The sequence below is a fragment of the Yoonia rosea genome (genome assembly GCF_900156505.1).
Taxonomy (GTDB): domain Bacteria; phylum Pseudomonadota; class Alphaproteobacteria; order Rhodobacterales; family Rhodobacteraceae; genus Yoonia; species Yoonia rosea.
The window spans coordinates 81,697-108,049 of the sequence record NZ_FTPR01000002.1 but is presented as its reverse complement, the minus strand read 5'-3'; the positions used below and the strand labels follow the sequence as shown (position 1 = coordinate 108,049).

The 26,353-nt window shown below is 59.0% G+C and carries 25 protein-coding genes; 16 read left to right on the top strand and 9 right to left on the bottom strand.

All coding sequences use genetic code 11. The features are described from left to right. The 13 genes from kduI to B0B09_RS11690 all read left to right on the top strand — a co-directional run bounded on the left by kduI (window position 1) and on the right by B0B09_RS11690 (window position 15,168). A complete protein-coding gene (kduI, locus tag B0B09_RS11750) occupies window positions 1-825 on the top strand; it encodes a 5-dehydro-4-deoxy-D-glucuronate isomerase (protein WP_076660019.1) in 825 nt (274 codons plus the stop codon). Beyond that, a complete protein-coding gene (kduD, locus tag B0B09_RS11745) occupies window positions 822-1,565 on the top strand; it encodes a 2-dehydro-3-deoxy-D-gluconate 5-dehydrogenase KduD (protein ID WP_076660016.1) in 744 nt (247 codons plus the stop codon). The genes kduI and kduD overlap by 4 nt, the downstream gene beginning before the upstream one ends. Then, on the top strand, window positions 1,537-2,979 hold the full coding sequence (locus tag B0B09_RS11740) for a mannitol dehydrogenase family protein (RefSeq protein ID WP_076660014.1): 1,443 nt from the start codon (window positions 1,537-1,539) through the stop codon (window positions 2,977-2,979). Before kduD ends, B0B09_RS11740 begins: the two co-directional genes overlap by 29 nt. Beyond that, on the top strand, window positions 2,976-4,148 hold the full coding sequence (uxuA, locus tag B0B09_RS11735; protein ID WP_076660011.1) for a mannonate dehydratase: 1,173 nt from the start codon (window positions 2,976-2,978) through the stop codon (window positions 4,146-4,148). The genes B0B09_RS11740 and uxuA overlap by 4 nt, the downstream gene beginning before the upstream one ends. Next, complete coding sequence (locus tag B0B09_RS11730; RefSeq protein ID WP_076660008.1) at window positions 4,141-5,664, top strand: UxaA family hydrolase; 1,524 nt, start codon at window positions 4,141-4,143, stop codon at window positions 5,662-5,664. Before uxuA ends, B0B09_RS11730 begins: the two co-directional genes overlap by 8 nt. Next, a complete protein-coding gene (locus B0B09_RS11725) occupies window positions 5,661-7,046 on the top strand; it encodes a family 4 glycosyl hydrolase (protein WP_076660006.1) in 1,386 nt (461 codons plus the stop codon). The genes B0B09_RS11730 and B0B09_RS11725 overlap by 4 nt, the downstream gene beginning before the upstream one ends. Continuing rightward, window positions 7,046-7,930, top strand: a complete 885-nt coding sequence (locus B0B09_RS11720; RefSeq protein WP_055294912.1) for a carbohydrate ABC transporter permease — start codon at window positions 7,046-7,048, stop codon at window positions 7,928-7,930. The genes B0B09_RS11725 and B0B09_RS11720 overlap by 1 nt, the downstream gene beginning before the upstream one ends. Before the next feature lie 4 nt (window positions 7,931-7,934). Further along, on the top strand, window positions 7,935-8,846 hold the full coding sequence (locus B0B09_RS11715; RefSeq protein ID WP_084190827.1) for a carbohydrate ABC transporter permease: 912 nt from the start codon (window positions 7,935-7,937) through the stop codon (window positions 8,844-8,846). Beyond that, window positions 8,846-9,991: an ABC transporter ATP-binding protein gene (locus B0B09_RS11710; protein ID WP_076660004.1), complete on the top strand. Its 1,146-nt coding sequence runs from the start codon at window positions 8,846-8,848 to the stop codon at window positions 9,989-9,991. Before B0B09_RS11715 ends, B0B09_RS11710 begins: the two co-directional genes overlap by 1 nt. Beyond that, window positions 9,988-11,250, top strand: coding sequence for an ABC transporter substrate-binding protein (locus B0B09_RS11705; protein ID WP_076660003.1), 1,263 nt, complete (start codon window positions 9,988-9,990; stop codon window positions 11,248-11,250). The genes B0B09_RS11710 and B0B09_RS11705 overlap by 4 nt, the downstream gene beginning before the upstream one ends. Before the next feature lie 66 nt (window positions 11,251-11,316). Then, window positions 11,317-12,822 carry a polygalacturonase PglA gene (gene pglA, locus B0B09_RS11700; protein WP_207552151.1) on the top strand — a complete coding sequence of 502 codons (1,506 nt, stop codon included), beginning with the start codon at window positions 11,317-11,319 and terminating at the stop codon, window positions 12,820-12,822. After that, window positions 12,812-13,867, top strand: coding sequence for a glycoside hydrolase family 88/105 protein (locus tag B0B09_RS11695; protein ID WP_076660000.1), 1,056 nt, complete (start codon window positions 12,812-12,814; stop codon window positions 13,865-13,867). The genes pglA and B0B09_RS11695 overlap by 11 nt, the downstream gene beginning before the upstream one ends. Then, entirely contained in the window at window positions 13,867-15,168 is a 1,302-nt protein-coding gene (locus B0B09_RS11690; RefSeq protein WP_076659998.1) for a pectinesterase family protein, read from the top strand. Before B0B09_RS11695 ends, B0B09_RS11690 begins: the two co-directional genes overlap by 1 nt. Before the next feature lie 48 nt (window positions 15,169-15,216). On the opposite strand, the gene B0B09_RS11685 is transcribed toward B0B09_RS11690, so the two are convergent. From B0B09_RS11685 to B0B09_RS11655, 7 genes are all read right to left on the bottom strand, one after another. Continuing rightward, window positions 15,217-16,689 carry a nucleotidyltransferase family protein gene (locus tag B0B09_RS11685; RefSeq protein ID WP_076659996.1) on the bottom strand — a complete coding sequence of 491 codons (1,473 nt, stop codon included), beginning with the start codon at window positions 16,687-16,689 and terminating at the stop codon, window positions 15,217-15,219. Further along, window positions 16,686-17,366, bottom strand: a complete 681-nt coding sequence (locus B0B09_RS11680) for a glycosyltransferase family 2 protein (RefSeq protein ID WP_076659993.1) — start codon at window positions 17,364-17,366, stop codon at window positions 16,686-16,688. Before B0B09_RS11680 ends, B0B09_RS11685 begins: the two co-directional genes overlap by 4 nt. A gap of 3 nt (window positions 17,367-17,369) precedes the next feature. Next, window positions 17,370-18,116, bottom strand: coding sequence for a glycosyltransferase family 2 protein (locus B0B09_RS11675; RefSeq protein ID WP_076659991.1), 747 nt, complete (start codon window positions 18,114-18,116; stop codon window positions 17,370-17,372). A gap of 1 nt (window position 18,117) precedes the next feature. Further along, window positions 18,118-19,122, bottom strand: a complete 1,005-nt coding sequence (locus tag B0B09_RS11670) for a hypothetical protein (RefSeq protein ID WP_076659988.1) — start codon at window positions 19,120-19,122, stop codon at window positions 18,118-18,120. Window positions 19,123-19,169: 47 nt separating this feature from the next. After that, entirely contained in the window at window positions 19,170-19,565 is a 396-nt protein-coding gene (locus B0B09_RS11665) for a PqqD family protein (RefSeq protein ID WP_076659986.1), read from the bottom strand. A gap of 69 nt (window positions 19,566-19,634) precedes the next feature. Beyond that, window positions 19,635-20,534: a radical SAM protein gene (locus tag B0B09_RS11660; protein ID WP_076659984.1), complete on the bottom strand. Its 900-nt coding sequence runs from the start codon at window positions 20,532-20,534 to the stop codon at window positions 19,635-19,637. A 147-nt stretch (window positions 20,535-20,681) separates the two neighbouring features. After that, on the bottom strand, window positions 20,682-20,951 hold the full coding sequence (locus B0B09_RS11655) for a hypothetical protein (RefSeq protein WP_076659982.1): 270 nt from the start codon (window positions 20,949-20,951) through the stop codon (window positions 20,682-20,684). A gap of 42 nt (window positions 20,952-20,993) precedes the next feature. Here B0B09_RS11655 and B0B09_RS11650 point away from each other — a divergent pair, with 42 nt between their 5' ends. Together B0B09_RS11650 and B0B09_RS11645 are read left to right on the top strand one after the other, a co-directional pair. After that, entirely contained in the window at window positions 20,994-21,656 is a 663-nt protein-coding gene (locus B0B09_RS11650; protein ID WP_076659980.1) for a response regulator transcription factor, read from the top strand. Beyond that, window positions 21,653-23,005, top strand: a complete 1,353-nt coding sequence (locus tag B0B09_RS11645) for a sensor histidine kinase (RefSeq protein ID WP_076659978.1) — start codon at window positions 21,653-21,655, stop codon at window positions 23,003-23,005. The genes B0B09_RS11650 and B0B09_RS11645 overlap by 4 nt, the downstream gene beginning before the upstream one ends. Here the strand turns inward: B0B09_RS11645 and B0B09_RS11640 are convergent. Beyond that, window positions 22,989-23,972 carry a YcjF family protein gene (locus B0B09_RS11640; RefSeq protein WP_076659976.1) on the bottom strand — a complete coding sequence of 328 codons (984 nt, stop codon included), beginning with the start codon at window positions 23,970-23,972 and terminating at the stop codon, window positions 22,989-22,991. The two genes, B0B09_RS11645 and B0B09_RS11640, sit on opposite strands and share 17 nt — an antisense overlap. Then, window positions 23,969-25,381, bottom strand: a complete 1,413-nt coding sequence (locus tag B0B09_RS11635) for a YcjX family GTP-binding protein (RefSeq protein WP_076659973.1) — start codon at window positions 25,379-25,381, stop codon at window positions 23,969-23,971. The genes B0B09_RS11640 and B0B09_RS11635 overlap by 4 nt, the downstream gene beginning before the upstream one ends. Before the next feature lie 94 nt (window positions 25,382-25,475). Here B0B09_RS11635 and truA point away from each other — a divergent pair, with 94 nt between their 5' ends. Next, window positions 25,476-26,243 (top strand): tRNA pseudouridine(38-40) synthase TruA, encoded by a 768-nt coding sequence (gene truA, locus B0B09_RS11630; RefSeq protein ID WP_076659970.1) that lies wholly within the window; start codon window positions 25,476-25,478, stop codon window positions 26,241-26,243. Window positions 26,244-26,353 lie beyond the last annotated feature (110 nt).

Sequence of the window (26,353 nt, the reverse complement as noted above, 5' to 3'; positions counted from 1 at the left end):
ATGCTGAGAACTGAAACACGCCACGCCATTGATCCTGCCACGGCCAAAACGCTCGACACCGATCAATTACGCGACCATTTCCACGTGGCCGGTTTGTTCGCGGATGGCGAGATCAATCTGGTCTACAGCCACTATGATCGTCTGATCCTGGGTTCAGCGGTGCCAGCAGGCAAGGCACTGACACTGGACAAGGTCGAGGCGACGGGAACGGCCACCATTCTGGAACGCCGCGAAATGGGCGTGCTCAACATTGGAGACACCGGCACAGTCAGCGTCGGTGGTGAGGACTATGAACTTGAAACAGGCGAGGTCCTCTATATTGGGATGGGCGCTGGGCCGGTCACATTCGCCGGTGCGGGGCGGTTCTATGTGCTGTCCGCACCTGCGCATCAGACCTATCCGACAACCCTGATCAAACTTAAGGATGCCCGCCGCGTCGAGATGGGCGCGCGCGAGACCGCGAACGAGCGGGTGATCATTCAGTTCCTGCATCCCGAGGTCTGCAAATCCTGCCAATTGCTGATGGGCTATACGCAGTTCGCCGAAGGGTCGGTGTGGAACACCATGCCTGCGCATCTGCATGACCGCCGGATGGAGGCCTATCTTTATTTCCAGCTTCCCGAAAACCAGCGCGTTTTTCATCTGATGGGTGAACCCAGCCAGACCCGCCACATCGTGATGGCAAATGAGGAAGCGGTGATTTCGCCACCTTGGTCGATCCACGCAGGGGCCGGCACGTCGTCCTACACCTTCTGCTGGGCGATGGCGGGCGACAACGTCGATTTCACGGATATGGATATGGTCGCTATGGGGGATTTGCGGTGAGCAACCCCTTCGATCTGACAGGCCGCCGCGCGCTGGTCACGGGTGCCAACACCGGCATCGGGCAGGCGATTGCCCTTGGGCTGGCGCAGGCCGGTGCCGAAGTGATCTGCGCCGGGCGTCGCACCTGTGATGAAACCGTGGGCATGATCTCGGATGCGGGCGGCAAGGCGTCTTCTGTGCGGGTTGATTTCACTGATCCGATGGCGGGTCGGGGGCTCTTTGATGATCAGGCGATTGATATTCTGATCAACAACGCGGGTATCATCCGCCGCAACGACGCGGTCGACTTTACCGAAGAAGACTGGGACGCGGTGATGGACGTGAACCTCAAGGCGCTGTTCTTTACCACGCAGGCCTTTGCCAAGGCGGTCTTGGCGCGCGGCGGCGCCGGTCGCGTCGTCAACATCGCGTCGCTTCTGTCATTCCAGGGTGGTATCCGCGTGCCAAGCTATACCGCGTCGAAACACGGCGTGGCGGGGCTGACAAAGCTGCTGGCCAACGAATGGGCGGCCAAGGGGATCAACGTGAATGCCGTAGCCCCCGGATATATCGAAACCAACAACACCGAAGCACTGCGCGCCGATCCGGATCGCAACAAAGCGATCGTTGAGCGTATTCCGGCAGGCCGCTGGGGTGATGCCTCTGATATTGCAGGGGCTGCGGTCTATCTGTGTACGCCCGCAGCCGGCTATGTGCACGGTGCCGTTCTCAATGTTGATGGAGGCTGGCTTGCCCGCTGACGGTCAAACCCCAGCCGCCACGCGCCCCGCCACCGGGATCGTGCATCTCGGACTTGGTGCGTTCTTTCGCGGCTTTGGCTGTGTCTATGTTGCTGATGCCATGGCCGCGTCAGGGGGTGACTGGGGCATTGCCGGTGTGTCGCTCCGCAGCCCCGCGACCCGCGATGCGCTGCGCCTGCGCGATTGGCGCTATACGTCTGTGACGCTGGCACCCGAAGGCGAAGCGCCGCGTGATATCAGTGTTTTGAACGATGTGCTCGTCGCGCCGGAAGATCCCGAAGCGGTGCTTGCGATCATGGCCGATCCTGCCGTGCGGATTGTCACGCTGACCGTCACCGAAAAGGGCTATTGCCACAATCCGGCCACCGGAGAGTTGAACCTCGACCACCCGGATATCCAACATGATCTGACGCATGAGCTGCCCGTTTCCGCGCCGGGTTTTCTGGTGCGCGCGCTGGCACGACGCAAGGCGAATGGCACGGCGCCATTCACGGTGCTGACCTGCGATAACCTGCCAAAGAATGGCAAGCTGGTGCGCGGCATGGTCCTGCAACTGGCCAGCCGGATTGACCCCGCGCTGGCGGACTGGATTGCAGCCAAGGGCAAGTTTCCCTCCACGATGGTGGATCGGATCACCCCCGCGACGACCGACGCCGACATTGCGCGTATCGCGCTACTGACCGGCACACCCGACGCTGCCCCCGTGCTGCACGAGCCGTTTTCCCAATGGGCGGTTGAAGATGATTTCGTCGACGATGCCCGCCCCGCCTTGGAAGATGCAGGGGTCGAGATGGTTGTGGATGTGACCGCGCATGAGGACATGAAGCTGCGCATGCTGAACGGCACCCATTCCGCACTGGCCTATACCGGCTATCTTGTCGGGCACGAAACCATTGCCGATACAGTCGCGGATCGCGACTTTGCCCGTTACGCGCACGCCTTGTGGGATGAGATCATGCCCGCTGTCACAGCGCCCGAAGGCGTCAGTCTGACGGACTATGCCGATGCGTTGATGAGCCGCTATGCCAACCCTGCAATCCGCCACCGTACATGGCAAATCGCAATGGACGGGAGCCAGAAACTACCGCAGCGGATCCTTGGGACCGTAAGGGACAATCTTGATGCAGGCCGCAGCGTCGCGGGGCTTTGCACGGCGATTGCGGCATGGATGCGCTATGTCAGCGGGACCGATGAGGCAGGCAAATGCATTGATGTGCGCGATCCGCTTGCCGACCGCCTCTTTGCGCTTGCAGAGGCACAGAGCAGCCCCGCAGATATCGTCGCCGCCTTGCTTTCGGTCGAAGAGATATTCCCCGCTGATCTGGCCGCGCGTCTGCAAGAACCGGTGACACGCGCGGCGACAGTGATCTGGGACGAGGGCGTGCGCGCTGCGATCACGAGGGCCGTATCATGATCGAAAGCTGGCGCTGGTACGGTGAATTCGACAGCATCTCACTGGCAGAGGTGGCGCAGACGGGCGCACGCGGTATCGTTACCGCCCTGCACGACATCCCTTATGGCGCGGCCTGGCCACAAGAAGCCATCGCCGCACGTAAGCGCCAGATCGTGCAAGCGGGCTTTGACTGGGTCGTGGTCGAAAGCCTGCCAATCCATGAGTGCATCAAGAAAGGTGAGGGCGATCTGTCCGCCTTATTCGCAAACTACCGCCAGTCCATGGCCAACCTCGCAGCCGTAGGTGTGAAGACGATCTGCTACAACTTCATGCCGCTGCTGGATTGGACCCGCACCGATCTTGCCGCCCCCGTCACGGGTGGGGCCACTTGTTTGCGCTTCGATGCTGTCCGCATGGCTGCCTTTGAGATCCACATGCTGGGTCGTCAAGCGGCCGAGGCCGCCTATTCCGACGCCGTCCTTGCGCAGGCGGGGGCGTGGTTTCAGGTGGCGAGCGACGATGAGCGCAAGGGTCTTTTGTCGGCGATCATGGCAGGTCTGCCCGGGGCTTTTGACCGTTACGATATTGCTGGTCTGCGGGTTGCGCTTGCGGCCTACGACGGGATTGATCGTGCGGCTTTACGCGCCAACTACAAGAGGTTTCTGGACGAGGTTGTGCCCGCAGCCGAGGATTTGGGTATACGTCTTTGCGTGCATCCCGACGATCCGCCGCTCGACATTCTGGGCCTGCCGCGCATTGTCTCGGATGCCGACGATCTGGATTGGGTTTTGAAGGCTTATGACAGTCCTGCCAACGGGATTACGTTGTGTTCCGGCTCGCTTGGCGCAAACCCGAAAAATGATGTGCCCGCGATTGCGGCAAAGGTGGCCGACCGCATCCATTTTGCCCATCTGCGCAACGTGCGCAAAGACGCGGACGGATCGTTCGAGGAAGCCGCACATCTGGACGGTGACACCGATATGGTCGCCTTGATCCGCGTGTTGCTGGACGAAGAGACGCGCCGCCGCGATGCCGGCCGCGCGGATCACGCAATCCCGTTCCGGCCCGATCATGGCCACCATATGTTGTCGGACCTGACGCGCGATGTGATCCCGGGCTATCCGCTGATCGGTCGTTTGCGGGGGTTGGCGGAATTGCGTGGGGTGATAAGGGGGCTTGCGCATGCCTGAGCCGTTGATCCTGCACCCGAACGATACCGTCGCCGTTTTGACTGATCGCGCGCTTGTCGGTGCTGATCCTTTGGGTCTTGGCGCGCCTTTGCCAGCGGCGGTGGCATCAGGCCACAAGATCGCGCGGGTGGCGATGCCTGCGGGTGCGCCGGTCATCAAGTTCGGACAGTTTATCGGGCGAGCATCGGTGGCGATTGCCGCAGGCGAACACGTACACACGCACAATTGCGCCTTTGCCGATCGCGATCAGGATTATGCCATCGGTGCGGATCTGAAGGCAGCTTTAGCGGCTGTCCCCCAGATGGAGGCGCTGCGTTTCGCGGGATATGCCCGCGCGGACGGCCGCGTTGGCACGCGTAACTACATTGCACTGGTGGCCACCGTGAATTGCTCGGCCACTGTGATCCGCCGCGCCGCAACCGAGATCGAGGCAAGCGGACTGCTGGCAGATTATCACAATGTCGACGGAATCGTGGCGCTCGCGCATGGCTCCGGCTGCGGGATGGCGGACAGCGGACGCGGGTTCGACATCTTGAACCGTGTCTTGTGGGGCCATGCGACACACCCCAATGTCGGCGCGACAGTGTTCGTGGGTCTCGGTTGCGAGGTGATGCAAATTGCGCGGATGCAGGCGCAGTTCGGTGATGCGGGTACCGACCGCTTCCACGCGCTAACCATCCAGGACACCGGCGGCACACGTGCCACCATCGACGCAATCAAGGCGCATGTGACGCAGATATTGCCGGAGGTGAACGCAATCACCCGCAGCCAGCAACCGATGAGCGCGTTACGGGTTGCGCTGCAATGTGGAGGGTCAGACGGATTTTCCAGCATCACAGCGAACCCTGCGCTGGGCATTGCAGCCGATCTGATCGTCGCACAGGGTGGTACCGCGATCCTGTCCGAAACGCCCGAGATTTACGGCGCGGAACAGTTGTTGCTGCGCCGCGCAAGCAGCCGCGCGGTTGCTGACAAGCTGATTGCGCAGATCAGGTGGTGGGAAGACTATGCCGCGCATAATGGTGGTTCGATGGACAACAACCCCAGTCCGGGAAACAAGCAGGGCGGCATCACGACAATCCTTGAAAAATCGCTGGGGGCTGTGGCGAAGGCTGGTGCGACCCCGTTGATGGCGGTCTATGACTATGCCGAACAGGTTGCTGCGTCGGGCTTTGTTTTCATGGATACGCCCGGATATGACCCTGTGTCGGCGACCGGGCAGATCGCGGGCGGGGCCCAGATTGTTGTGTTTACCACCGGCCGCGGTTCGGCCTTTGGATCGAAACCCGCACCCACCATCAAACTTGCGACTTCGGACCGCCTGTTCAAACAGATGCCGGACGATATGGACCTGAACACCGGTGACATCATGTCCGACGGGATCAGTCTGGCGGAAAAGGGCCACCAGATATTCGATCTGATCCGCGCGACCGCTTCGGGCCAGACCACCAAGTCAGAGGCCTTGGGCCTTGGCGACAATGAATTCGTACCTTGGCAAATCGGAGCAGTGATGTGAGCGCAACCCCTGTTACCATAGCCTACATCGGTGGCGGCTCGCTGAACTGGGCGACCAAGCTGATGGCCGATCTGGCCCATGACACGACGCTGGCGGCACAGGTGCGGCTTTACGATATCGACCACGCGGCCGCGCAAAGAAATGCCAAAATCGGGATGCGTTTTGCCGATGTCTCCAAGGGAACGCCAGCGCGCTATGCGGCCGTGCCCTCAATGCAAGAGGCATTGAGCGGGGCTGACGTCGTTGTCGTATCAATCCTACCTGGCGCCTTCGATGATATGGCCTGCGACGTAGACATCCCCGCGCGCTACGGGATCAAGCAGGCCGTGGGTGATACCGTTGGGCCTGGCGGGTTTGTGCGGGCGCTGCGTGCCATTCCGATGATGATCTCGATTGCAGAAGCAATCCGCGCAAATGCGCCGCGCGCTTGGGTCTGCAATCTGACAAATCCCATGAGCGTGCTGACCGGTGCGATGTATCAGGCCTTTCCTGCGATCCGGTTGTGGGGCGAGTGCCACGAGGTGACGAAGCTGCGCCATCAGGTGGCGTGGATCGCGAACCAAGAGGCGGGCGCGGCGCGCTACAGCCACCGTGATGTTGAGGTCAACGTTCTGGGCATCAATCATTTTACCTTTGTCGATGCGATCGGCCTTGAAGGGCGCGATATGTTGCCCGCCTACCGCGCCTTCGCCGGTCAGCACGGCAACAGCGGCTGGTCCCCGCGCGAGATTGATCCGACGGACGAACATGATCTGTATTTCATGGACCGTAGCCGTGTGAAGTTCGACCTGTATCGCCGGTTTGGCATTCCCGCAGCCGCAGGCGACCGTCACCTGGCCGAGTTCATGCCGCAGGGCGAATACCTCGACGTGGCCGCAGATTGGGAATTCACGCTGACGCCGGTGTCTTACCGCATCCGTGACCGTGCAGAAAAACAAGCACGTGCCGATGCTTTGGCGGCGGGGCAGGGCGTGCCCTATGCCGACCGATCGGACGAGGCCCTTGTTGACCAGATCAAAGGATTGCTGGGTCTGGGCCAATTCGTCAGCAACGTGAACCTGCCCAACCGGGGGCAGATGGATGGTCTGCCGCTGGGCACGATTGTGGAAACCAATGCACTGTTCTCGTCTCTGGGTGTGACACCTTTGGTGGCGGGGCGGATGCCGGATGCTTTGCTGGCGATCACAGCGGATCATGCGGCGCGTCAATCTGCCTTGCTGCAGGCGGTTGCTGACGGGCGCTGGGACGATCTGTTTGATCTGTTCCGCACCGACCCGCTGGTGGTGCCACTCCCTGCGGAGACGGCGCGGCAAATGTTTGATGAAATGGTGCAGGCAACCGCGCATCATTTACCCCGTGATCTGTTGAAGGAGGCATCGTAATGGGTGGTGACAGCAAGTTTTTGGGGATGGCCTATGTTTCGCCTTACGTGATCGGGCTGTGCATCTTCACAGCGTTTCCGTTCTTGGCGTCGCTCTATCTGTCGTTCACCGATTACGATCTTTTGTCGACGCCGGAATGGGTTGGCCTTGATAACTACGAGCGTCTTTTCACCCGCGACCGGACGTTCAGCAAATCCCTGAGCGTGACACTGCTTTATGTGTTCATGACCGTCCCGCTCAAGCTGTGCTTTGCGCTGCTGGTGGCTGTGGTGCTGAACTACAAACTCAAAGCGATCGGGTTTTTCCGGACGGCCTACTATGTCCCGTCGGTTCTGGGGGGATCCATCGCGATTGCGGTCCTGTGGCGCTACATCTTTGCTGATGTAGGCCTTGTGAACATGGGGCTGACGGCCATCGGCATGGAGCCTGTCAACTGGTTTGGCGATCCGCAGAATGCCCTGTTCACCCTGACGCTTTTGCGCTGCTGGCAGTTCGGATCGGCGATGGTGATCTTTCTTGCCGCGCTGCAATCGGTGGACAGATCGCTCTATGAGGCCTCCAGCATCGACGGTGCAACCAAGTGGCAGCAATTCCGCTATATCACCGTACCGCTGATCACACCGGTCATCTTTTTCAACCTGATCATGCAGACAGTACAGGCGTTTCAGGAATTCAATGGCCCTTACATCATCACCAACGGTGGCCCGCTGAAATCCACCTATCTGTTGCCACTTTATATCTACGACAAGGCCTTCAAGAGCTTCGACATGGGCTATGCCTCGGCCATCGCTTGGGTCCTATTCGTGATCATCATGGTTTTGACCCTGATCGCCTTCTGGTCGTCGAAAAAGTGGGTCTATTACGCCGGCGACAAGAGGAGCTGAAACAATGGTATCCTTACCTGACCTAGAACCAATGCCCCTTGGCGAACGCACGCGTTCAGCGCAAGAGCTCAAGATCCAGCGCGCGCAGCGCCGCGGTGCCATCATCCGCTATGTGATCCTGACGTTGTTCGGCCTTTTGATGCTGTATCCTTTGATCTGGCTGGTGGGCGCATCCTTCAAAACAAACGAGGAAATCTTCAGCTCGGCGTCATTCTGGCCGGAAAATCCAACCGTGCAGGGGTATATCGACGGCTGGGAAACGTCGACGCCCTATACCTTCGGGCGGTTCTTTTTGAATTCGCTTTACATCGTGATCCCCAAGATGCTCGGCACGGCATTCTCGTCAGTGATCGTGGCCTACGGCTTTGCCCGATTTGAATTTCCCGGCAAGAAGATCCTGTTTGGCATTCTGATCGCGACGTTGCTGCTGCCCGATGTGGTTACGCGCATTCCGCAGTATCTGTTGTTCCGCGAGTTGGGCTGGCTTGACACCTATCTGCCGCTGTTCGTGCCGCAGTGGTTCGCGCTTGAGGCTTTTTTCGTCTTTATGCTGATCCAGTTCATGCGGTCGATCCCGCGTGACATGGAAGAGGCCGCGCGCGTTGACGGGGCCAACACCTTTCAGGTGCTTTGGTATGTCGTGATACCGATGCTGATGCCTGCCATCATTTCGGTCTGTCTGTTCCAGTTTATGTGGACCATGAACGACTTTCTCGGGCCGCTTATCTACATCTCTTCGGTCGAGAATTATCCCGTGTCTCTGGCGCTCAAGCTGAGCATCGACACGACCGAGGCGTTCAACTGGAACCAGATCCTTGCGATGACTGTGCTTGCACTGACGCCGTCACTGATCGTGTTCTTCATTGCCCAGAAATATTTCATCGAGGGCATCTCAACAGGGGGGGTCAAAGGCTGATGGCTGATCTTCAACTTACATCTGTCGAAAAGATCTATGGCGGCGGTTTCAAGGCCGTGCATGGTATTGACCTGCATGTTGCAGACGGCGAGTTCATGGTGCTGGTCGGCCCATCGGGATGTGCCAAATCCACAACGCTGCGGATGATTGCAGGGCTGGAGACGATCACGGGCGGTGAAATCCGCATTGGTGAAAATGTCGTCAATGATCTGGTGCCTGGCAAACGGGGTATCGCGATGGTGTTCCAGAACTATGCGCTTTACCCGCATATGAAGGTGCGACGGAACCTGTCGTTCGGACTCAAACTCAAACGTGAACCGTCAGCCAAAATTGAAAGCGCGACGAAAGAGGTCTCCGGTATCCTCGAGATTGAGGAGCTTCTGGACCGGTTGCCAAAGCAGTTGTCGGGCGGGCAGGCGCAGCGTGTCGCTGTCGGCCGTGCGCTCATCAAATCGCCCGAGGTGTTTTTGTTCGACGAACCTTTGTCGAACCTTGACGCCAAATTGCGTGCCTCGATGCGCATGCGCATTACCGACCTGCATAAGCGCCTCCGCGATGAAGGGCGCCCTGCGACCGTGGTTTATGTGACCCACGATCAGGTCGAGGCAATGACCATGGGCGACCGTATCTGCGTTATGAAAGATGGCCATATCATGCAGGTCGCCGATCCGGTGACCCTCTATGAGCGCCCCGCCAATGCCTTTGTTGCAGGGTTTATAGGGATGCCGGAAATGAACCTTGCGCCTGCGGTTCTGGCCAATGATGGCAAGCTGACGATCACACTTGCCGGTCAAACGATTGCGGTGCCCAAGGGGCTGGCTGAACGGCTCGAGCCGCATGAAGGGCCTGTGACCTTCGGCATCCGGCCGCAACACGTCGAGATCGTGGCTGCGGACACCGCCGATGCGTTCTCGGGGACGGTCCATAACATCGAGTTCATGGGACATGAAGTGAACCTGCATGTTCACGTGGGCGAGAGCAATTTCATTGCCGTTATACCGACCGATAAATTCGACACGGAAATCCAACGTGGTGACGCCGTCTGCCTACGACCTGACGGCGCACGTATTCATCTTTTCAACGCGGAAAGCGGTGCGAACATCTCACTTGCCGACCAAACCACTGTCATAGGGAGGAACACATGACATATTTCAAGACATTTATCGCAGCAGCACTTGCCACAACGACTGTGGCCGGTACGGCATATGCCGAGGAATTGCGGATGAGCTGGTGGGGGGGCGATAGCCGCCACGAGGCCACTCAGGCGGCACTTCAGGTTTGCGGTGAGGCGCTGGGCCATACGATCAAGCCCGAATTCACCGGTTGGTCCGGCCACTTCGAAAAGGTCGCCACTCAGCTGGCGGGCGGCACCGAGGCCGACATCATGCAGATCAACTGGCCATGGTTGCCGATTTTCTCGGAAAACGGTGACGGCTTTGCCGATCTGCGGGATTTTTCCGACACCATCGACCTGTCCCAGTGGTCTGACGAAGAGCTTGACGCGTCCAGCCGCAACGGTGCGTTGAACGGTCTGCCCGCGTCTGTTTCAGGCCGGATTTTCTTTTTCAACAAGACCACATTCGACAAGGCCGGTCTGGCGATCCCGACCACCTTTGAGGAACTGATGGCCGCAGGTCCTGTCTTTGCCGAAAAGCTGGGTGACAACTATTATCCTCTGGAAGGCATCGGACTCGATGCGTCTTTGCTGATCCAGATGATCGTGACCCAGCAGACTGGCCGCTCCTTTATCAATCCTGAAACCAACGCAGTTCAGTGGTCACAGGATGAATTGCAGGCCGGTATCGACATGTATCAGGCGATGGTCGACAACCACGTGATCAAGGGTTGGCCAGAGCGCGCTGCGCAAGGGAACATCGCACTGCATGAAAACGCTGACTGGACCTCTGGCCAGATCGCGGGCAGCTACCAGTGGGATACGACGTTCTTCAAGATCTCTGATCCGCTTGCTGAAGGACAAGAGCTTGTGCCTGCAGGGCTGTTGCGGGTCGCGGGTGCACAGAACGACGGGGTGTATCGCAAGCCCTCGATGGTGTTCTCGATTTCGGCCAATTCGCCGAACCAGCAGGCGGCTGCCGAAGTGCTCAACTGCTTGTTGACCCAACCCGAAGGGATTGCGGCAATGGGGTCGGCACGTGGCGTGCCATCATCGGATGTGGCCGCAGCGCAGCTTCTTGCGGATGGTGGTATTCAACAGATCCAGGTGGATGCGCAGAACATGGTGATGTCAGCCAATGCGCCAGCAATCAGCCCATTCAATGAAGACCCTGATGTGCGTGCCGGGATTGAAGACACGCTGGAGTTGTTTGCCTACGGTGAATTGGATAGCACAGAAGCCTCAGAAGAAATCCTGATGCTTGTGAATGAAGCGCTGGAAGACAAGTAAAAACAACTGCGGGCGCCGGTCTGGTCCGGCGTCCGCATCATGCCCCATGGCAGGAAGAAACCGAACGTGCTTAGCGCCCATTCAGTCACGCCTTACACGGTGACCATTCTTATCCACGCAGATACGGCGCGGTATCATCTGGAAAGGCCCGTCTCATGGCGCCTTGAAGGGACGGAACTGCGCGGCGTATCGGACATTGTTCCAGTATTTCTTGAAGGCCTCCTTCCAGACACGGTTTATACCTTCTGGGCAGGTGAGGAGAAATTGTTCTTTCGCACGGCGCCCTGTGCGGGTTTGATCGACGCGGCTGATTATGGCGTCTCACCCGATGCGGCAGACAACGCCTGCGCCTTTGCCGCGGCGGTAGCCGCCGTGCCAAAAGGTGGGACCTTGCGCCTGCCAGAAGGGCACATCGCCAGTGGCCCGGTATTTTTGAAATCAGACATGACCGTTTGGCTGCCGGAAGGCGCGAGGCTTGCCGCTATTGCCGACCGTGGTGGCTGGCCGATCCTGCCCGACCATGATGCTGACGGTCGCGTCGTCGGCACGTGGGAAGGGTTGCCCGCGGCAAGCTTTGCTTCGCTGGTGACAGCGATTGGATGCAAGAACCTGGCCATTACCGGGCGTGGGACGCTGGACGGTGGTGGCGATCGTGGCGATTGGTGGACTTGGCCCAAGGAAACCCGCGAAGGTGCCCGCCGCCCGCGCACGCTGTTTCTGGCCCATTGCACGGATATTCTCTTGTCCGGTATCACGGTGTGCAATTCCCCATCCTGGACTGTGCATCCCTACCGTTGCGACCGGCTCACTGCCACCGCCATGCAGATCACCAACCCTGCCGATAGCCCAAATACCGATGGATTTGATCCTGAAAGCTGTACGCAAGTGAAGGTGTGCGGGCTGCACATCAGCGTGGGGGACGATTGTATTGCGGTCAAAGCCGGTAAGCGTGGGACCGGAGAGGACACCCGCGTCGATCACATCGCCCCGACGCGGCATCTGACAATCGCCAACTGCCTGATGGAGGATGGCCACGGTGCGGTCGTCATGGGATCGGAGATGAGTGGTGATATCACGGATGTTGACATCACGCGGTGTGAATTCAAAGGCACAGACCGTGGCTTGCGGATCAAGACGCGGCGTGGGCGCGGTGGTCAGGTTGCCCGCATTGCGATGAATGATGTCGCGATGGACGGGGTCGGAACGGCCCTTGCCATCAATGCTTTCTACTATTGCGATGCGGACGGAAAATCCACGGAGGTCCAATCGCGCGATCCCGCGCCGGTTGATGACAGCACGCCGCTGATTGCCGACATTACTGTCACGAATGTCCAGTTGCGCGGTGTGCGCCACGCGGCGGGCGCATTCCTTGGTTTGCCCGAAGCGCCCCTGCGCGGGCTGCGCTTGACCGGCGTGACGGTGGGTTATGACGCCGACGCGGAGCCGGGCGAAACGCTTATGGCCTGTCATCTGCCCAGCGCCCGACACGCAGGATTGCTACACCGCTTCGCGCAGATCGAAACGGATGCCGCTTTGACAGATTTGCTTGAGGATATGACCGATGTTAGCTGAGTTTCTTGACGATTATGCGCGACGCTATCAACCCTACAAGGGGGGGAAGTGGTGCTATGAGGATGGATGCCTCTATCGCGCATTGGAGCTCTGGCACGTCGAGACCGGAGAGGCGCGCTGGCTTGATCATCTGCACCGGCTTGCAGATCCTCAGATCGGCCCTGAGGGGGACCTTTTGGGCTACGGGCTCTCTGATTACAACATCGACAACATCCTGCCTGGCCGCACGCTGCTGTATCTGTATGGGCTGACGGGCGAGGCGCGGTACAGGAAGGCCGCTGATTTGCTGGCGCGCCAGTTGCAGACACATCCCCGCACGCAAAGCGGCGTTTATTGGCACAAACACCGCTATCCATGGCAGATCTGGCTGGACGGGTTGTATATGGGTCAGCCGTTCCGGATTGCACATGCGCAGTTGAGCGGGGATGAAGCCGATGTCGCGGACAGCCTGGCGCAGCTTTCGACCGCGCTCGATACGCTTATTGATCCTGCAAGTGGCCTATATTGGCATGCCTATGATGAAGCCCGCGAGCAGCCGTGGGCAGACCCCGGAACCGGGTTCAACAAGGCGTTCTGGGCCCGCGCTATCGGCTGGCTGGCGATGGCATTGGTGGAAGTTGCGGATCTGGTGGGTGAGGATTTCGCCCCCTTGCGGGCGCGTACGGTCGCTCTTTTGGAGAAAATCGCGGCCTTGCGGGTTGCAGATGGCATCTGGCTTCAGGTCATCGACCGGCCCGATCTTGAAGGCAACTATCAGGAAACCTCGGCGTCGGCGATGTTCACCTATGCGCTGTTGCGCGGGGCGCGCTTGGGCCTGACCGACATCGCCGACGGTTTGGCCCCGATGGTCATGGATAAGGCGTTGCGCCCCAAAGCGGGCGGCGGGCACGAAATGGTCGAGATTTGCGAGGTCGCGGGTCTTGGTTGGTATGAAGACAGGTTCCGCGACGGCAGCCCGGAATACTACCTGACAGAGGCGCGCGTGAAGGACGACATCAAGGGCGTCGCTCCGTTGATGATGGCGGCGGCGCTGATGCAGCGCTGATGCGACCGCAGTTGACGGAAGACGCGGCGGACAGATTTCGCCGCGACAACGTCTTGCGTTACGTTGGAACGGCCGGGGCCGAGCGGGATGATCCGTGGTGCCCCGTGCCCCTTGATGCAGCGGGGCTGAGGCCGGACTATGTTGTTGGGCCGGGTGGCGGCTATGCATCTGTGCAAGAGGCGGTGAACCGTGCCCTGCAAGAGCAGCGTCATGGCCGCGTGGTGATCGGGGTGGCGGCAGGCGTCTATTGCGGACTTGTCTATGTGCCGCGTGCATCTTTCGCGGTGACCCTGATTGGCTTGGGGGCGTCTCCGTCCGATGTGGTTCTGGCCGAGAACATCGACGCTGAAATGCAGGGCCCCGAATATATCCGTCGCTTTGCTTCGCATTTTGCAAATGCGCCTGAGAATGTCGCAAAGCTCTATCGGCGCATCGCAGGTCTATCCCCGATCAGTACGGCTCATGCCTCTGTGCTGCGCGTCGAGAATGATGGCTTCCAGCTTTTGAATCTGACCGTACAGAATACCTACAACTGCGACCGCTCTCAGGGCGGCGATCTGGCTGTGAATGCCCTTGGGCAATTCCGTAATGGTCAACATCAGGCTGTGGCGCTGCTGGTGGCGGGGGCTGATCGTGTGCAGGTCCAGAATGTCGTTTTGAGCAGTTTTCAGGACACGCTGTATCTGCAATCCCCAACCAAGGGCGAAACGGTCCGCTCAAGCTTTGTCGACTGCGACATAGAGGGCGATGTCGATTTCATATTTGGCCAGTCGACGGCTTGGTTCGAGCGCTGCACCATCCGCACGCTGACCAGTCGCGCTGCGAAATCATGGGCCACCGCGCCGAGCACTGACTTACGCACCCCATACGGATTCGTATTCAATGCGTGTAACTTTACGCATGATGGCAAGGCCCAGCAGGGCCAGTGCTATCTTGGTCGGCAATGGTTTGAAGGGGTTCGCGCCACCCCGTTTGGCGCAGCGGATATTCCGGGTTACCGGGTCAATGTCGGGCCAGTCTCGTTCTTTGATCCGCCTGTCGGAACGATAAGTCGCGCAACACTCAATTCAGTTGGCAAATGTGTGATCCTCCGCTCTCTGATCGGGGACCACATCGACACGACAGCCCCGTGGGATGCATGGAGCGGCAATGAATGGAACCCCCGACATCGTCCGGCTCTTTATCGTGCATCAGATATGCTGAGCCCGCTCGCCGACTGGCTACGAGAACAGGGGCAGACCTATGAAGACATTTGCCCGGACATGCCTTTTCTGGCGGAATACCAGAACAGGACCGCCTGAGGCCGCACGTCCTTGCGCACCGCTTTCTGCAGTCGTTTGCGTCGTGTCTTATCCGTGCCTTTGGAAAGCTGCTGATCGGATGGAAAATGGTAGCGCCGCGTACTTGTCGTGGTCTTCTGCACCCAGCCCCTCTTCCATCAACTTTCCCGGCAGTGCGGATACTGTGATGGGTGGATCACCGGCCTTGATGTCGACCTGACCACGGAAACGCACCACAACATGCGCGGCCGTAGATCGGATATGGAATGCCTGAAGATGAGAGAGATTTCGGTCCTGCCCGTTCAGTTCCAGTTCGATGCGCCGGGGTTTGCGCGGTGAAGGCATCTCGAGCGTCAGGTTGAAGGCCCACACGCCGGGTCGAAGTTGTGTTGGCAGAGCGACTTGCTGTTCAAGTGCAGGAGTTGCATCGGGGGACGGCACCGCCTTCCAGGTAAGTGCCCTGAAAATCGGCGTGTCATGCGACGTGTCTCTGCCTGAAAACCGGATTCTCTCGACACCTTGCACGATACCTCTTGCGATCTTCTGTCCACGGTTCAGGGTATTGGTGTCCTTGGCCAGCAACATCGCGGATATCTGGGCCGCTTTGGAAAAGCGGCGCTGGCTGTATATATCGTCGAGAATGCTGTCGGGTATTTGTAGTCCCATTTCCTGCTGCAGATAGGACAAAGCGATGGCGGCGGGGCCAATAAGCCGTCTGGCCTTGATGATCTGTATGAACTTCGCCCAATCGACGCTTTCGCGGTCGAGAATACGCGCGGCGTCTACCAACCAGTCACTGTGGCTGTGGCCATCCCAGCCACCATGGCCAATCGCCATGGTCAATCGTTCTTCGACGCTCGGGATGTACATGGGCAGGCCATAGTAGCTGACCGGCTGGATGTCGTTGAGCAGCGCTTGGTCACAGGCGTCGCTTGAACTTGCCAGATGATAGGCCGAGCGATGCAGGTCGATATCACCAAAGCGACCCTTCTTGAAATTGCGGGCTCGGATGCTGGAAAGCCTTGCGCGCAGACCAAGCACGCTTTCACCACGGGTGCTTTGCCACCCGCCGGCGGCAAGTATTTCGAATGCTTTCTCAAAGTCGTCGGGATGAAAAAGAAGATCGAGATCGTAAGACGTTCGGCTTTTCTGTTCGTCCATGTCGAGCGCGACCCGGCATGCACCCTTGAGCAGGATGATCCTGAGGCCGGCATTCACCATCTCTTTCAACGCAGGGCGTGAAATCGCTATCGCCATCCGCGACCGTGTCCAGTTCAGACGTTGCAGACCGCAAAGCCGTGCATATTCGGGCATTTGCGCCAAACCATGCGCGAAACGCGTTGTGATCGCAGACAAGAGCCGATGTTCGGCGAATGTCGCATCATCCAGATCCGTCTCATTGAGCCAGTCTTTGATTGCAGCGAAGGCGGTTTCATCATTCAGGTGGATCGCCGCCGTGATCAGCTTGTGCCTGCTGCCATTGGGCCAGGCCCAGGATATATGCGGAAACCGGCGCGATGCGGACGAAGGTTGCGATGTCATTGATCCTGACTGCCCTTGATACGCTCTTGACGCCGCTGGATCGCCCGGTGCGCGACGGCAAGATATCCTGCGTCCTTGGTTGCATCACGGCCATAGGACAGGCTGCCGGGGATAATTCGCCGCATCACCAGGACATCATCTATGATCTTGAACGGGCAGCCAATTTCACGCGCCCTCGCAAGCCAGTCAACCATATCGCCGCGCCCTCCGGGCGGGTCGAAAATAGGGCCCACTTCCTCAAAAACCTTGCGCCTGAACACAAGGTCCGATCGTGTCAGGCCGGGACGCAGAGCACCAGACGTCATATCTGCCGTGCCGTGGTGAAACTGCCGGTGCTTTGCGAAGGCCAGCGTTCGGACGTCGCTTGCCTGTAGCAGGTCCAACTGTTGTTGCATCTTGCTGGGAAGCCAAAGATCGTCGGCGTCGATAGTGGCGACAATCTCGCTGGTTGTCGCACGGATGGCGCGTGTGCAGGCCCTGCCACAACCGGCGTTCGGCTGCGTCAGGACGGTGACGTCAGGCGATACCTCGCGTGCTATTTGGGCTGTGGCGTCTTCTGATCCATCGTCGACCACGATGATTTCGTTTGGCGGCACGGTCTGCGAAAGCACGGACTTTAGCGTCTCGGAAATTGTTTCGGCGGCATTATAGGCCGCGATGGCAACGCTATAGGTCATCAGTCATATCAACTCCGGTGGGAGCATAAGGTCGAACGTAGGCTTATGCAGTTTCCGCGTCGGATCCGCCTTGCGCCGCTGCAGGCTTTTCATGACGGCGCGCGCGAAGTACTTTCGCCCCAGATCGAAATCCTGTGTCATGCCGCCATCGTGCCGCAGGTAGTAATGACAGATCGTGGAGGTCTGGACGAAACCTGTGCCGGTTTCGAAAATACGCAGAAGATAATCTGTGTCTTCGGCCTGTATCAGGGTCTCGTCAAAGCGACCGATCCGCGTGATCAGACTGCGACGCATCAGGGCGCATGACAAATGAATGCCAGTGATTTCTTTCTGCGCGGCACCCTGCACAGGCCGCAGTGTAAGCGGGTCTATTTGCGTGGTCGCGACCATGTTTCCATAGGTCAGTGCGATGTCCGGCTGCGCTTGGAGAATTGGCATATCAGTGGCAAATCGATCGGCAGCGAGCGTATCATCGGAATCCAGAAAGGTCACAAACGCGGTTTCGTCGTGCAGGTTGTCGAGCCCGGTGTTCCGCGCTTTGGTTACGCCGCCATTATCCCGGCGCACAGCCCTGATCTCGGGATGACTGTCCGCCAGACTTTGGATCACATCCGGGGTCTGGTCTGTTGATCCGTCATCCACGATGAGAATATCCATATCCACGGCATTCCGCTCACGGATCAAGGACCTGATCGCAAGGACCAAGCTGTCGGGTCGGTTATAGACCGGGACGATCACCGTCGTCTTCATTTCAGATGCCTTCGATGAACTGGCGAATGGTGGAGGAAACCTCATCGGGATCACCGCCCAGATCAAGCCTGAAACAAGGCAAACGCCGTGATATTTCCGCAGCCGTTGCATAAAGCAGCGGGCGGTCTCCCGGGATTTGTGTGACGCCTGACGGGGCCAGCGCAAGAAAAGCCTCCTTGGCGGAAACCGGGTAAAGTCCGGTTTGCGCCTGTCCCGTTATGCGCGGGATAAGGAGTGCTTTCAGCGAAAGGCTGCTGGGAAGATCAGGCAGGCCAAGGTCATGGATGTAGAACTGGTATTTGTCCTGCCAGTTGGTCTTGGCCGGTATGGCTGGATGGTCGGTAAGGCCAACCCGCGCCAGCCCGTCCGCATCCTGTTTCAGCGTCTCGAAGAGAGGATAGGCACGCAGCGATGACGGTGTCACGAAGACGTAGTCGTCACCAACGGTGGTCAGCCCCGCCATAATCCCCGAAAGTACGGTGCCCGACTTGCCGGACCCGCCGGCGCCAGCCAGCAAGACGCCTTTGTCTGCGACACCAAGTGTGCCCGCATGGATCAGTGCCCCATCCCGCGAGGCAAGTTGCCATTGCAGAAAATTGCGCAATGGGGATCCAAGGTCCCATGGAGGATACTGGTCCGCCCTGTTCAGAATCTGAAGACCTGTCGCGGTTTGTTTATCGAAGACCTGCCAGTATGAAAGCGGGTGATAGTAGTGCATGCGGTACCGTGTCGGCGCGAGAAACGCCTCGACCTGCCGTTCTTCGAACTGCGCAGCGCGCCAGGCGATCGACGGACAATCGTTTTCACCCGCCACGCCGACAAAAATACGCGTCGATACGGCGGTGTCAGGGGTGTGTGACCAGATGGCCCGGTCCACTGCGTTCAGGTAGCCCTTTTGATCCGAGGAAACGGTGAATGTCTCGCCCGCCACGCCGTAGGTGCGGCTGTATCGTGCGCTGTCAAAGGCTGTCTCGGCCCTTGAAAACAGGCTTGCCAGATCTTCCAAAAGTGTTTGGGGGGTAAGGGACAGTCCCGACAATGATTGACCTGAAATCACTGGGCATCTGGTAATTTCGGCCATCCCGCGTTTTGGTCTACGTCGTGAATGGGGTCAGCGACGATCAGGTCAGAAAGATCGTCATAGGCTTCTATCGTTGGCGGGGTCAGAAGGGATATGGATGCCGTGGGTGCACCCTCACCGGCAAGGTCATCCCGGATAATGAGTTCGTGATCAAGAAGCTGCGTCACAAAACCAGACGCCATTTGCTTTGTGGTGTCATCAGCGCTCAAGCCGGCGGCATCCTGCCCCGCGATGATGGCAGACCACAGTGCCGCACCTGATGCGTTCAGACCAAAGTATTGACCCGAGCGCAGATTCAGAACGACAAGATCGCCACCAAAGCTCTCATGGACGATATCCGGACCTGCTATTTTATATCGTTCTGTCATATAGTTACTCCGTCATTTCTGCCGCGACATTTGTCTAGCGCTTGCGCTGGACGCGTACAACTTCTCGTGTCAGCCCGCCCAGAGCGCACGAACCTTTTGCAGAATCCGCTTCGCTTTGCGAGGCGGCTTGACCGGCTGACGGCAGTCGTCGATCAATTGTATCGCGGTCTTGGATTTTTCCATAAGTTCAAAATCGATCATATCCCTGAACGGCACATCGAGGTCTGCTTTCCATGCTCTGCGGTCAAGGCCTGCCTGCTGGACCTGCTTTCCACAGGAACCGACGCAGTGTGCGCATGACTTCAGTGGTCCGGGCGCGTTCAGAAAGCGCAGCAGATCTTCTTGAAGTGTTGGGCCGTCAGAGATCTTGAACCCCTCTTCCTCGAGCTGTCCGCCCGTGAAACCGGGGACGTAAATGGATTGCGGACAACGATAGAGACGACCCTGTCGCAGCGCATGACAGCCCCAAACATTGGCCATCTTGCAAGCGCTCCAGATGTCTTCGACCAAACTGGTGCTTTCCGCCTTTTGCGACGAAAACGTCATGCGAAAATTGGGGTAACGCGAAACGTTCACTTTCGTACCGAACCGCTTACCCTTGCGCCGCAGCTCTTCAATCTTTGCATCTGAGAGTTTCGAAATTTCGTAAAGCGAGATTTCGATCTCATCCAGATCAACCCACCCTTCGTCAGGAAGGCGATCCAAGAACATCCCGTTCGTAGTCAGTTGAACGACGTCGCCAATCCCCGAACGCTTTGCGATCTTGATCAAGTCTACGATATTTGGGTTCAGAAGCGGTTCGCCACCGATCAGCCGCAACTTTTTGCAGTGATAGACCTCAGCAAGCAGCCCCAGAGAGTGCTCGGTTTCTTCGACCGTTGCATTCCATTTTTTCATGATCGGTGAAGCGTGATTGCATTGGCGGCAGGTGATATTGCAATGGTCGGCAACGATCACCTCAAGGTTCATTGGCGGAATGATCTTGCCCGCGTCTATAAAAGACAGACGCCTCGGCTTTAAGTCGGTATCACTCACTGCATACGCCTTCTGTTGTTTGCCGGACCGCGACCTACGGGCGACGTCTGTCCGCTTTTCTCATATCTCCTGCGAGCGCAATCAAGCTTCTTCCGGCCACGCAATATTCAAAATCTTGGAGCCGTACAAACCGTGGTCGGTAAAATACAAATCCAGCATCACCTCACGGATCGCGTATTTGATTGACTTGCGGAGACCAAAAGTCCGCTTTTTCTTTGGATTGTCAATCACAAGGCCTGTGCAGCCAAGTCCGCCTTCGGGTCTTGCCAATGGCGGGGTGTCTTCTGCGCATTTTGTGCTTTCGAATCCGCCACGTTCGCGTGCCACAAAGGACGGTGTCTGGTGACTCATATTCGCCCAAATTTTGCCACCTCGCGGCATTAGGGAAATAACATGCGAATCCTAATTGCCGAAGACGAGCCTGTGCTCGCCAGCCAACTAAAGAAAACACTGGTGTCCGAGGGGCTCACCGTTGACGTAGCGATCGACGGGGCCGAAGCGCAGTATCTTGGTGAAACTGAACCCTATGATGTCATTATTCTGGACCTTGGCCTGCCCATTCGGGATGGTCTGACGGTGCTGAAAAACCTGCGCAGTGGTGGAAATGATACCGCGATTCTGATCCTGACGGCGCGCAACGACTGGACGGACCGTGTGGATGGTCTTGATGCGGGTGCGGATGATTATCTGACCAAGCCTTTCCACATGGCGGAACTTTCGGCGCGGGTGCGTGCCCTGATCCGCCGCAAGGCCGGAAAAGCGACGCCGGTTTTCTCAAAGGATGATGTGACCTTTGATACCCGTAACAATCAGGTTACGGTCCAAGGTGTGCCAGCCAATCTGACGTCACAGGAAATCGCGGTGCTGTCCTATCTCTTCCACAACTCGGGTCGGCTTGTGTCGCGGACAGAGCTGTCTGATCATATCTATCAGCATGAAGGTGACCGTGATTCCAACACGATCGCTGTCTTTGTGAACCGGTTGCGCAAGAAGCTGGGCAGTAACCTGATCGAGACTGTGCGCGGCAGGGGCTACGTTATCAAAGCAACCGCATGACATCGTTACGCGCCCGCGCAGTGACAGGCGGCATCCTTTGGGCGGTCGCGATCATCGTTTTGGGTTTGGCAGGCCTGTCGTCCTATATGACATCACAGGCCCAGGCCCGTTTTCTTGATGTGCTGGAAACACGCCATTCGCAGGCGGTCGTTGCGGTTACAAACAACAGCGACACCACCGATGGTCTGGACCGCGCGATCGGTGATCTGGTGTATCAGGTGCCGCTGTCGGGGCAGTATTGGCAGGTCGAGACCGAGGATGGTAAGATCTATGCCTCGCCTTCGTTGGTAGAGGCGCGTTTGCCCGCGGCCATCGGGCGCTCGGAAGTTGCCCAACGGCGTGAGTTTCTGGGCCCCAATAACGAATCCCTCTTGGGCATTGGCAGGTGGGTCCGCGTCCGTGATGGCTCGCTTTGGCATGTGCAGGTTGCCGCATCCTTGCAGAGCTTTGATGAAGAGCAGATGGACTTGCGACGCACGCTTTTGACGGCCTTTGCTTTTGTTGCCTTCATGGGCGTGTTGGGTGCGTTGGCGCAGGTTGCGGTGGTGTTGCGGCCACTCAACAAACTGCGACAGGATGTTTCGGGCAAGTGGGAACAGGACGGCGGGATGAAAGTCGCCGACTATCCGGTTGAGGTTGCGCCTTTGGTGAATGACATCAACACCCTGATGGAGCGCAACCGCGATATCATGCGCCGCTCACGCAGGCAGGCTGCAGACCTCGCCCATGCAATCAAAACCCCGTCGGCCATCATGCGCAACGAGTTGGACATGCTCATGATGAACGGCCACGATGTGCATGAAGCCGTGGATGCGTTGGATCGGCTGGATGCGCAGCTTAAACGATCCTTTGCGCGGATGCGCGCGGATGGCACTGACAGCACAATGGTTGTCGCAACGCCGCTGGATGTCGCCCTGGGCCGCATGCAGCGTGCGTTCAACGCGCTTGCACAAAACGAGGGCAAGACATTCACCGCGAGTTTTGATCCCGGCATGCGTGTGCGCATGGATCAAAGTGACTTTGAAGAAGTGATGGGCAACCTTCTGGACAATGCGCTGAAGTGGGCCGCCTCTGAGGTGCGGCTAAAAGCGGACCTGACGAAAGACGGCCAGATCATGATTACCATTGCGGATGACGGCCCTGGTATTCCCAAGGAAGAGATCGCGAAGGCCACCCAGAGCGGGCAGCGGCTTGATACATCCAAGCCCGGTACCGGTCTCGGGCTCGCGATTGCGCATGATCTTGTGCATGCCTATGGCGGAAAGATCCTGCTGTCCAAGGATGAAGCCCTCGGTGGGTTGGCCGTGCATCTGCGTTTGCCTGTCGCGGCCTCTAAGCGCCCCGATTAAAGAGTCCGCTCATCGCACGGCTGACAAGGCCGCTGACCGAGGGTTTCCTGGCGGCATGGAAAGGCAGCGGGCGGCAGACCTCGATCGCGGCAACGCCGACGCGCGCGGTCAGTGCGCCATTGATGACGCCTTCGCCAAAGCGCCGAGAGACCTTTGACAGAACCCCGCCGCCGGCAACCGAGCTGATCAGATCATCACCTACAGCGACGGCACCGGTTGCGACCAGATGGGTCAGTACGGTGCGCGTCAGCCGCCAGCTGCCTAAGGTTCCGGCGCGGCCGCCGTAGATTTCTGCGATCCGCCGGATCATGCGCAGGTTCGCGGTGAGGGCCGTAAACAGATCAGCCAAGGCGATGGGGACGATGGCAGTGACAGTTGCGACCTGCCTTGCGGCGGCCTCGACTTCGCGCTGGGCGCGGGCGTCAAGCGGGGCAAGCAGTGTGGTTTCAGCAAGGCCAAGCAGGCCGTCGGCATCAAGCACTTCGTCGCGGCGGGCCGTCAGTTCAGCGCGTCCCCAAGCGGTGTCGTCGCGGTTGCCATAAAGCTTTTCCAGTGAAGCGATGACGCCGCGCGCCTCTTTAAGGTCGTGAGACAGCAGGGCGGATTGTGCCTGATGCTGAATGCGGTCGAGTTTGCGCAAGCGCCCAAAGGCTGCCAGTTCGCGCAGGGCGATGATGGCAAGGACGGCGATGAGCAGAACGACAAGCGCGGTTGCGATGCCGCCCAGAATGGGCGAGCGCGCCAGAAGTGTGTTGATGTAATCCCATGCGGCCAGTGACACCACAAAGCCCGTCAGGGCGATTGTGACAGACCAGAACCAGCGCGCGAGGCGTGAGGGGCGGCGCGCCGCGATCGCCGCGACCTGTTGCATGGCGGCACCATGCGGCACATCGGGCACGGCAGGGGCCATGTCGGGCTGTGCGGCTTCAGTGCCTTCGAGGTCGATCAATACTGGGCCGCGGGTCATAGGCGGTCTCCGAACAAAAACTGCGCGGCTTTATCCAGACGGATATGGGGTGGCCCGTCGCCGGGTTTGCGGGTCAGGGGCGCGGGGGCAAAGTTCATGATACTGTAATCCGCGTCCAGCCATTTGTCGGACCCTTCCCTTGCCGGTGCAAGCAGATGGGCAGGATCGTCAGGAAGCTTGCCGGGATAGAAAGCGGCTTGCTTATTGGTGTCGCGCAGGCGGCCGCGCACCACGTCAAGCGGGCCGTCCTTGTGATCAACCGTTTCTTCCACGGTCGTGCGCAAGGCGGCAATCGACATCGCGGCGGTCTGTGCGCCTGCGAAATCGGCGCGGTCCTTGGCCTCGCGCAAGAGCGCTTGGGTAATCGCGGTCAGTTGCGGGTGCTGGCTGTGGTGCAGGTGGTCGGCTTTGGTGGCGGCGAAAAGGATTTTTTCGACGCGGCGGCCTTGGAAAATACGGGTCAGGAAGGCGTTGCGCCCGGGGCGGAAGGCCCCGAGGATGCGCGCCATGGCATTGCGCAGATCATCAAGTGCTGCGGGTCCTGCATGGATCGCGCCCAGCACATCGACCAGCACGATCTGGCGGTCGATTTTGGCGAAATGGTCCTGAAAGAACGGGCGCACGACATTGCGCTTGTAGCTTTCAAAGCGCCGTTCGAACTCGCGGCCCAATGACCCGCGCGGATAGCGCGCGTCGGGCAGGGGGGCGAAGGTCAGGACAGGCGATCCGGCAAGATCACCGGGAAGCAGGAAGCGACCGGGTGAGCAATCGGAAAAGCCTGCTTCGCGGGCCTCTTTGAGGTGGGCGGTAAAGCGTTCGGCCAGTACCTGCGCTTGGGGTTCATCCAGCGCGACAGTGGGGTCGACACCTGCCGCAAGAGCCGCGTAATGGTCACCGCCAGGCCGACCTTTGGCGCGGTCCAATGCAGCCGTCGACCATTCCGCATAGGTTTGATCAAGCAGGCCAAGATCAAGCAACCATTCACCGGGGTAGTCGACGATGTCGATATGCACGGTGCGCGGGCCGGAGAGGCCTGACAACAGCCCGCTGGGCTGCACACGCAGGGAAATCCGCAGTTCGCTGATCTGGCGGGTGCCTTGCGGCCAGCTTGGGTCGGGGGCGGTCAGTTGGGTTAGATAGGTCTCGTAGGCAAAGCGCGGGACGGTATCGTCAGGCTGAGGTTGCAGATAGGCGGTGCGGATGCTGCCCGACGCTGCGGCCTCTAGCTGGGGCATGCGGCCGCGGTCCATCAGATTGGCCACCAGTGAGGTGATGAATACCGTTTTGCCCGCGCGCGACAGGCCCGTGACGCCGAGGCGGATCACCGGATCGCTGAAAGGGGCGGTCAGCGTGTGGCCCACACCCTCGATGGTGCGTGTGATCTGATCTGCGATTGTTGCGATAACCAAAGTCGGCCCCTTCAGTGCTTTGTTTGAAGATAGGCACGCTGTGACGGGATGTGTAGGGATTGATTTTGGCTGTTGCTCCCCCTAATCCGGTCCAATGCCCCGTTATGCCCTTCTTGTTGAATATTCTGGCGCACCCTTCGCAGGGTGGCAGCGGCAGAATGATCAGCCATCCGTACAGGGCGCGATTGAAGCGGCTTTGGCCAAGCTGGAGCCCCGCGACCACACGATTGCCGCCGCTGGGCGCACCGACGCGGGGGTCCATGCCACAGGGCAGGTGGCGCATTGTGATCTGGAAAAGGATTGGGACCCGTTCCGCTTGTCAGAGGCGTTGAATTTCCACCTCAAGCCGGCGCCTGTCGCGATTGTGGCCTGTGCTCAGGTTGCCGATGATTGGCATGCGCGGTTTGATGCACTGGAACGGCGGTATCTCTTTCGCCTGATGTCGCGGCGTGCGCCGCTGACGTTTGAGGCGGGACAGATGTGGCGGGTCAACCATCCGCTGGATGCAGCAGCGATGCAGGCGGGGGCGGATCAATTGCTGGGCCAACATGATTTCACGACCTTCCGCTCCTCGATCTGTCAGGCGAAAAGTCCCGTGAAGACCCTGGATGAATTGCGGATCGAGGTGGTGCCGCATGATCATGGCACCGAATACCGGTTTCATGTGCGGGCGCGGTCTTTCCTGCACAATCAGGTCCGCAGCTTTGTCGGCACGCTTGAGCGCGTCGGTGCAGGCGCGTGGACACCGGACGATGTCGGTGTGGCTTTGGCGGCAAAAGACCGCGCAGCCTGTGGGCCTGTTTGCCCGCCGCAGGGGCTCTATCTGGCGGGGGTGACTTACCCGGAAGACCCGTTTGCATAAGGTGGGCGCTCCAGAAGCCGCTCGACGCGGATGGAAAACATCCTATCATCCGGTTGTGATTGGAAAGTCGGGGCCGACACCTGTAGGCCACCCAACACGAGTGGAAAGAA